At 73.3% G+C, this 7,032-nt stretch carries 7 protein-coding genes; 4 read left to right on the top strand and 3 right to left on the bottom strand.

The features are described 5' to 3' along the window. Positions 1-720: 720 nt before the first annotated feature. Both HCJ94_RS29045 and HCJ94_RS29040 read left to right on the top strand, forming a co-directional pair. Entirely contained in the window at positions 721-1,062 is a 342-nt protein-coding gene (locus HCJ94_RS29045) for a hypothetical protein (RefSeq protein WP_168004193.1), read from the top strand. Continuing rightward, positions 1,059-1,718 carry a nucleotidyl transferase AbiEii/AbiGii toxin family protein gene (locus tag HCJ94_RS29040; RefSeq protein ID WP_309227479.1) on the top strand — a complete coding sequence of 220 codons (660 nt, stop codon included), beginning with the start codon at positions 1,059-1,061 and terminating at the stop codon, positions 1,716-1,718. Before HCJ94_RS29045 ends, HCJ94_RS29040 begins: the two co-directional genes overlap by 4 nt. A gap of 52 nt (positions 1,719-1,770) precedes the next feature. On the opposite strand, the gene HCJ94_RS29035 is transcribed toward HCJ94_RS29040, so the two are convergent. The 3 genes from HCJ94_RS29035 to HCJ94_RS29020 all read right to left on the bottom strand — a co-directional run bounded on the left by HCJ94_RS29035 (position 1,771) and on the right by HCJ94_RS29020 (position 4,767). Then, positions 1,771-2,673, bottom strand: coding sequence for an SDR family oxidoreductase (locus tag HCJ94_RS29035; RefSeq protein ID WP_168004191.1), 903 nt, complete (start codon positions 2,671-2,673; stop codon positions 1,771-1,773). A 667-nt stretch (positions 2,674-3,340) separates the two neighbouring features. Beyond that, the gene (locus HCJ94_RS29025) at positions 3,341-3,517 is read right to left on the bottom strand and encodes a hypothetical protein (RefSeq protein WP_205802090.1); all 177 of its coding nucleotides are present in this window, start codon (positions 3,515-3,517) and stop codon (positions 3,341-3,343) included. Positions 3,518-3,618: 101 nt separating this feature from the next. Further along, positions 3,619-4,767 carry a geranylgeranyl reductase family protein gene (locus HCJ94_RS29020; protein WP_168004189.1) on the bottom strand — a complete coding sequence of 383 codons (1,149 nt, stop codon included), beginning with the start codon at positions 4,765-4,767 and terminating at the stop codon, positions 3,619-3,621. 135 nt (positions 4,768-4,902) lie between these two features. Here HCJ94_RS29020 and HCJ94_RS29015 point away from each other — a divergent pair, with 135 nt between their 5' ends. Both HCJ94_RS29015 and HCJ94_RS29010 read left to right on the top strand, forming a co-directional pair. After that, the gene (locus HCJ94_RS29015) at positions 4,903-5,139 is read left to right on the top strand and encodes a hypothetical protein (RefSeq protein ID WP_168004188.1); all 237 of its coding nucleotides are present in this window, start codon (positions 4,903-4,905) and stop codon (positions 5,137-5,139) included. A gap of 36 nt (positions 5,140-5,175) precedes the next feature. Beyond that, positions 5,176-6,627, top strand: coding sequence for an MFS transporter (locus HCJ94_RS29010; RefSeq protein WP_168004187.1), 1,452 nt, complete (start codon positions 5,176-5,178; stop codon positions 6,625-6,627). Positions 6,628-7,032: the final 405 nt, after the last annotated feature.

Raw genomic sequence — 7,032 nt, 5'->3', positions numbered from 1 at the left:
TCTTCCGCAGCAGCTTCGAGTTCATGACAAGCTCCATTCGGGGGAAAGACGCCACCACCCGAGGGGGATCGGGGTTGGGGGCGCAAGCACCGTCCGGCGCTCAAAGACTTGAGGGAAGACCACCAACGTCACGCCCAGGGGGTGAGCGAGGTGGTGATCGGAAGGACCGGTAACCCGGGCCGGGTGGCCCTCGTGGTGCCGGGTCCAGATGTAACGACCGGCCGGCCGCCATCATTCCGGGGCCGCACACCCCGCTGGGCGGGGCCTCTTGCTCGATCGTCCAGGTGATGTAACGACCCCGCCCCCACCACGATTCCACCCCCAGGATGCCGCCGATCACACCCCCAAACCGGACAAGCAGCCCAGCACACGACACCGAAACCGGACATGCGGCCCCTGACGGCGCAGGTGACACACCGGTCATGGAAGGATTTCGGCCCCTTTCCATCCAAGGTCTCGCCGCGCTTCCGGTCTGAGCCGGCGGGGCCGGGCGGACCGGGAGCAGGTCAGGGGTGTGGCCCGCCGTGACCGGCGCAGGGATCAAGCCTGACCGCCCGAAGCCGGGCACGGCGGGCCACACCCCCAACCGCAACCACCCACCAACACCAAGCGACCACACCCGCCGCAACCACGCCAATCGCGCACCGCAGAGCCGCAGTAAGGCAGGCCCGACGAAAGCCGGCAACACCCCGCCAGCCACTCTGGCGTTACGCTGACAGCATGCAGGGCCTCTCCCCCACCGCCGCCGGCGTGCCGCACCTGGCGCAACCCGGCCGGCCCGCCGTGGTGGCCCGCACGCTCGCCGAGCTGACCGGTCCGACACGGGGCGTGGTCGAGCTGCCGGTACGGCTGATGTGGTGCCCGGACCGCCGCTTCGACCTGGGCGACCCGGACCAGTTGCTGTGGATGTACGAGAACGTGCTGCGCGAGACGACCCGCACCGACGATCTCCGCGACCTGATCAACGGCCGGACGCTGCGGCGGGTGTGGCGGCTGCTCAACCTGCCACGGGGCGTACGCCAGGCGTGGGAGAGCCGTCATCCGGGTCTGCGTACGGCGTGACCACCGCGCACCTGCACGGGTTCTACCGCGAGGTGGCCCGGCTGGCTCTGTCGGCGGCCGGGCCACACCGGTTCGTGCTGGGCGGTGGCGTGGCGTGGGCGGCGCACGGGCTGGTGACCCGCCCGACCGAGGACGTGGACCTGTTCGCCGACGTCGAGGGGGCCGCCGCGGCGGCGGCCGGCGACGTCCGGGTGGCGCTGGAGCGCGCCGGCTTCACCGTGGAGGACGCCGATCCGGACAGTGAGCTGGCCGGGCTGTTCGACGGTTTCGACCGGGACCTGCGGGACTTCCTGGTCAGCCGGGACGGCCGGCAGTTGCGGCTCAGTCTGGCCCGGCTGGACCGCCATCGCAGCCCGGTCGTGATGGACCTCGGCCCGGTGATGGACGTCCGGGACCTGATGGCCAGCAAGACCGCCGCCCTGGTGAACCGGCGCGAGGTCCGCGACTACATCGACGTGGCGGCCGCCCTCGACCGGCACGACGTGGCCGAGCTGCTGGCGCTCGCCCGGCAGCTCGACCCCGCCCTGGACCCGGAGGACGTCCGCGCCGCCGGCCGCTACCTGGACCGGCTGCCGGACGCGCGCTTCGCCCGCTACGGCCTGGGTGTCGGCGGCGTCGCCCACGTCCGCCGCCGCTTCACCACCTGGCCCCGCTGACCGGTCTCCCGCCCGTCGGCCCGGGCCCACCTGGCGGAAGGCCGTCGGCGCGTCACTTGGTCGGGCGGCCCCCGGTGACCCCGAGGACCTCGCCCGTCACGTAGCTGGACTCCTGCGAGGCGAAGAAGACGTACGCGGGCGCCAGCTCCGCGGGCTGGCCGGGGCGGCCCTCCGGCGTGTCCTGGCCGAACTTCTGCACCTTCTCCTGCGGCATGGTGGCCGGGATGAGGGGGGTCCAGATCGGACCGGGCGCCACCGCGTTGACCCGGATCCCCCGGTCGGCGAGGTCCTGGGCGAGCGCCTTGGTGAAGTTGACGATGCCGGCCTTGGTGGTGGCGTAGTCGAGCAGTTGCGGCGACGGGTCGAAGGCCTGGATCGACGAGGTGTTGATGATCGCCGAGCCCTCCGCCAGGTGCGGGATCGCGGCCTTGCAGAGCCAGAACATCGCGTACAGGTTGGTCTTCAGGACCCGGTCGAACTGCTCGGTGCTGATCCCGGCGATGCCCTTCTCCTGCGCCATCTGGTAGGCGGCGTTGTTCACCAGGATGTCGATGCCGCCGAGGTCGCGCACCGCGCGGTCGATCAGGTCCTGGCAGACCCGCTCGTCGCTGATGTCCCCGCGCACCGCCACGCCGGTGCGGCCGGCCTCCTCGACCAGCCGCACGGTCTCCCGGGCGTCGGCGTCCTCCTCCTCGCCGAGGTAGGAGATGAGCACGTCGGCACCCTCCCGGGCGTACGCGATGGCGATGGCCCGACCGATGCCCGAGTCGCCACCGGTGATGACGGCACGCTTGCCGGTGAGCTTGCCGCTGCCCCGGTACGACTCCTCGCCGTGGTCGGGCTTCGGGGTCATCTCCCCCGTCCTGCCGGGCGGCGTCTGCTGCTGCTTCGGCTGCCCCTCCTGCTGGCCGTACTGGCTGGTCGGGTCCTGCGGCGTGTGCTGGTCCTCGCTCACCGACGTCTCCTTCGCGCACCGGTCGGATCGGGTCCCTGACCGCCCTACCCCGGCCGGGCCGGCGGAAACGACACACGCCGGCGAGGTGGATGCCCGGGCCGCCGAGGCGGCGGGACCGAAGACCTGGGACCCCACCGTCCTGGGCACGTCGGACACCCACGGCAACGTCTGCAACTGGGACTACTACCGGGACGCCGAGTACGACGACAGCCGGCACAACGACATCGGCGTCGCGAACCTCGCCACCCTGGTTCACGCTGCGCAAGGAGCGCGGCCGGTGGCGGGTCGTCAGCAAGCGCGCCACCATGCTGAACACCAACACCGTGGTCGAGGACCCGGCGGTGCTCGCGGCCGTCCGCGGCCAGCACGCGAAGACCGTCGCGTACGTCAACCAGGTCGTCGCCCGCTCCACCGTGGAGCTGTCCGCCGCCGAGTCCCGCTACAAGGACACCCCGATCCTGGACTTCATCAACCACGTCCAGACCGAGGTGGTCGCGGCGGCCATGGCCGGCACCGCTCATCGACTGGGCACAGTCGCGGGGCGTCATCGACCCGGCCGATTTCTTCCGGCCCAACTGGAAGCTGGTGCGCGAGGGCGATCCGGTCTTCTGACCTGTCGGGTCACGACGTGCCGTGGGCGTGCGTACGCCTGCGGCCCGTCGCCGTCTCAGGCGCCGTGCCGCAGGTCCCAGGCACGTTGGTCGTCCGGGTCCGGGCGGTCCCGCCGGGGCTCGGTCTCGGTCAGCTCGACGCGCTCCTCCGGGCGAACCGCCGGGGGCAGCTCGCCGAAACGGACGTGCCGCAGAAAGGCGTACTCGTCGTCGGTGAACGCCGGCTCGCTCATGGGCGCCTCCCTCGTCGGCATTCATTCTCCGGCCGCTCGCCGCCTCCGGGCCAGCCGGTCTTTCCACGCCTCGCCGGGCCGGTCACATCGCGTAAGGCGTCCTAGGATCCTATGGGAAAGGAGCGGGCGGGAAGGCGGTCCAGCAGCGCCAGCGCGGCCCGCACCGGCGTCCGGGCCAGCGTCTCGTCGAAGCTCGCCCGCCCCTGACAGAACCGCACGAACATGCGCCAGCCCGGCGGTGTCGCGAGCAGCGCGTGGAACACCTGGGGCCGGCGGGTGAACGCGTCGAGGAGGCGGTGCCCGGCGCGCATCGACGGCACCAACAACTCGGCGACCGCCCGCTCGTACCCGGGAAGGTCGTCGGCGGCCACCGCCGCGCCGGCCAGGGCGCCGGAGCGCAGCGCGTAGCTGATGCCCTCCCGGCTCCACGGCTCCAGCAGGCCGGCCGCGTCACCCGCCACGAGCACCCGTCCCCGGCGCAACGGCGAATCCTCACTGCGGCAGCGGGTGAGATGGCCGGAATCGTGCGCCGGCTCCACGCCCGACAGACCCAGCCGCTCCACGAACGACCGCAGGTACGCCCGGGTCCGCTCCCCCGCCCCCCGCGCCGCGATCACCCCCACCGTGAGCAGGTCACCCTTCGGGAACACCCACGCGTACGAGCCGGGCAGCGGCCCCCAGTCCAGCAGCACGCGACCCCGCCAGCGCGCCTGCTCCGCCGGCGGCACCGGCAGCTCCAGCTCCAGCCCCAGGTCGACCTGACGGTGGCGGACACCCACGTGCCGGGCGGCCACCCCGGAGGACCCGTCGGCGCCGATCACCGTACGGGCGGTCACCGCGTCCCCGTCGGCCAGCCGCAGGCGTACCCCCTCGGGAACCTCCTCGACGGCGCGGACCGCGACCCGCTGGCGCAGCTCCGCCCCGGCGGCGACCGCGGCCCCCCGCAGGCGGTCGTCGAACTCCTCCCGGCGCACCATCGTCACCAGCGGCCCCTCGGCGTGACGGCGGGTGAACCGGCCTCGCCCGTCCCGGGTGAACGTCACCCGGTCCACCCGGTCATGCGCCGGCACCTCGACCCGGTCGCCCAACGCGGCCAGCGATGTGCCGATCAGGCCGCCGCCGCAGGTCTTGTACCGCGGATGCGCGGCACGCTCCACCACCAGCGTGCGGACACCCGCGCGGGCGGCCACGTACGCGGCGGACAGGCCGGCGGGGCCCCCGCCCACCACCGCGAGATCCCAGGAGGTCACCGCTGCAGCCTAGGGCCTGTCACACGGGCCGGCGCGGTGCCGACACCGCCCGATCGGGTGGGCATCTTCGGTCACCCGCCGGGTAACCGCGGCGCAGGCCGCCTGCACCGTGGGCGGGTACCGAAGGAGGACGACATGCAGCAGGTGCAACTGTCGGAGGTCGAGGAACGGGTGTACGACGCGGTCGCGGCCCTGGAGGCGCGAGGCCAGGTTCCCTACCCGGACCTCATCGCCGAGGAGTCCGGGCTGACCGAGGAGCAGCTCCACGCACCCCTGCACCAGCTCACCCAGAAGAACCTGTTGCACCGCGAGGACTCGCCCATGGCCGGCCTGGACTTCGGCCCGCGGTTCTGCGCGCAGCAGCTGGCGTGACGCTTCACGAACCGGGCTCGGGGTAGCGGTCAGGGCATGCGTGACCGTCCGTCCCCGGGCCCGACGACACATCCCGCCGGCGACCCGGCACCCGAGCACCGGCGGCGCTGGCCAGCCCTCGGAGTCGGTCTCGTCGCCGCCTTCATGACGCTGCTCGACGTCAGCATCGTCAACGTCGCCGTCCCGTCGATGGACCGCGCGCTCGGAGCGTCCCCGAGCGACCTCCAGTGGGTGCTGTCCGGGTACGCCCTGACGTTCGGGCTGGTGCTCGTGCCCGCCGGGCGGTTCGGCGACGCGCACGGCCGGCGTACCGCCTTCGTCGTCGGCATCGCCCTGTTCACCGTCACCAGCGCCGCCGCCGGCCTGGCACCCTCCCCCGCCTGGCTGGTCGCCGCCCGCCTGCTCCAGGGCGCCGCCGCCGGTGTGGTCAACCCGCAGGTCACCGGGCTGATCCAGGAACTGTTCCAGGGCCCCGAACGGGCCCGGCCGTTCGGGCTGCTCGGCGCGACCATCGGCATCTCCACCGCCGTCGGCCCCCTCCTCGGCGGCCTGCTCATCCACGTCGGCGGCATCGAACACGGCTGGCGGTGGGTCTTCTTCGTCAACGTGCCCGTCGGCGTCCTCGCCGTCGTCCTCGGCTGGCGGCTGCTGCCCCACCGTCCGCGGGGCCGCGCCGACCACCGCCGGCTGGACCCGGTCGGGGTGGTGCTGCTCGGGCTCGGCGTGCTGCTCATCCTGCTGCCCCTGGTGCAGCAACAATGGCGGAACCCGGCGAAGTGGCTGCTCGTACCGGCCGGGCTGCTCGCGTTGGCCGCCTTCGCCGGATGGGAACGGTGGTACGCCCGGCGCCGCGAGCCGCTGTTCGACCTGCGCCTGTTCGGCGTCCGGTCGTACGGGCTGGGCGCGCTGATCGCGCTGGTCTACTTCGGCGGCTTCACCGCCATCTTCTTCGTCTTCACCCTGTACGTCCAGAACGGCCTCGGCTACAGCGCGCTCGTCGCCGGCCTGGCCATCACCCCGTTCGCCCTGGGCTCGGCAGCCGCCTCCGCCATCGGCGGCCGGATCGTCAACCGGTACGGCCGTCCCCTCGTCGCGGTCGGGCTGCTCGCCGTCGTCGCCGGCCTGCTCACCGTCGTCCTGGCGCTGGACCGGGTACCCGCCGGCGTGCCCGTACCCTGGTGGACCGCCGCGCCCCTGCTGCTGGCTGGCCTGGGCAGCGGCCTGGTGATCGCGCCCAACCAGACCCTCACCCTCTCCCAGGTCCCGGTGCGTCAGGCGGGCCGCGGCGCGGGCATGCTCCAGACCGGGCAACGCATCGGCTCCGCCGCCGGCATCGCCGCCGTCGGCTCCGCCTTCTTCTCCGCCCTCGCGGCGAGCGCCGGCGACTGGTCGGTCGCCTTCCGCCACTCGCTGCTGATCGCCAGCGGCACCATCGCGCTCGCGCTGGTCGCGGCCCTCGTCGACATCATCCGCGGCCGCCGGGGCTGAGCTCTCCCAGGGGTACGCGGACAGCCCGGCTCGCCGCTGCGGGGCTTCGTCGGGGTACGCGAACAGCGCCGCCCCCGGGCCCGGTGGGCTCGGGGGCGGCGCTGGGGTGTCGGTGTGTAGGTCGCCTCTCGGCGAGTGGCGCGTGGCGGCTCCAGCCGGACGGCATTCCGCGACGGCAATTTAGGTGAGGCCCGGGGACACTGGACACACCGACACCCGACTCAACACGCTACCCCGCCCGGCTCTTCCACCCGCCGTGGTGACGGCGACCACGTCCTGGCCGGGTCGGGCTCGGGGTTCGTTCGTGGGCCGGGCTCGGGGTTCGTCCGTGGGCCGGGCTTGGGGTTCGTCGGTGCGTTCCGGCTTTGGTCGTTGGTTGCGGTGGTGGGGTGGGGCCCGCCGTGA

The organism is Micromonospora thermarum (assembly GCF_012034245.1).
Taxonomy (GTDB): Bacteria; Actinomycetota; Actinomycetes; order Mycobacteriales; family Micromonosporaceae; genus Micromonospora; species Micromonospora thermarum.
The sequence above is the reverse complement of the archived record's forward strand: the minus strand, read 5'-3'. Positions and strand labels throughout refer to the sequence as shown.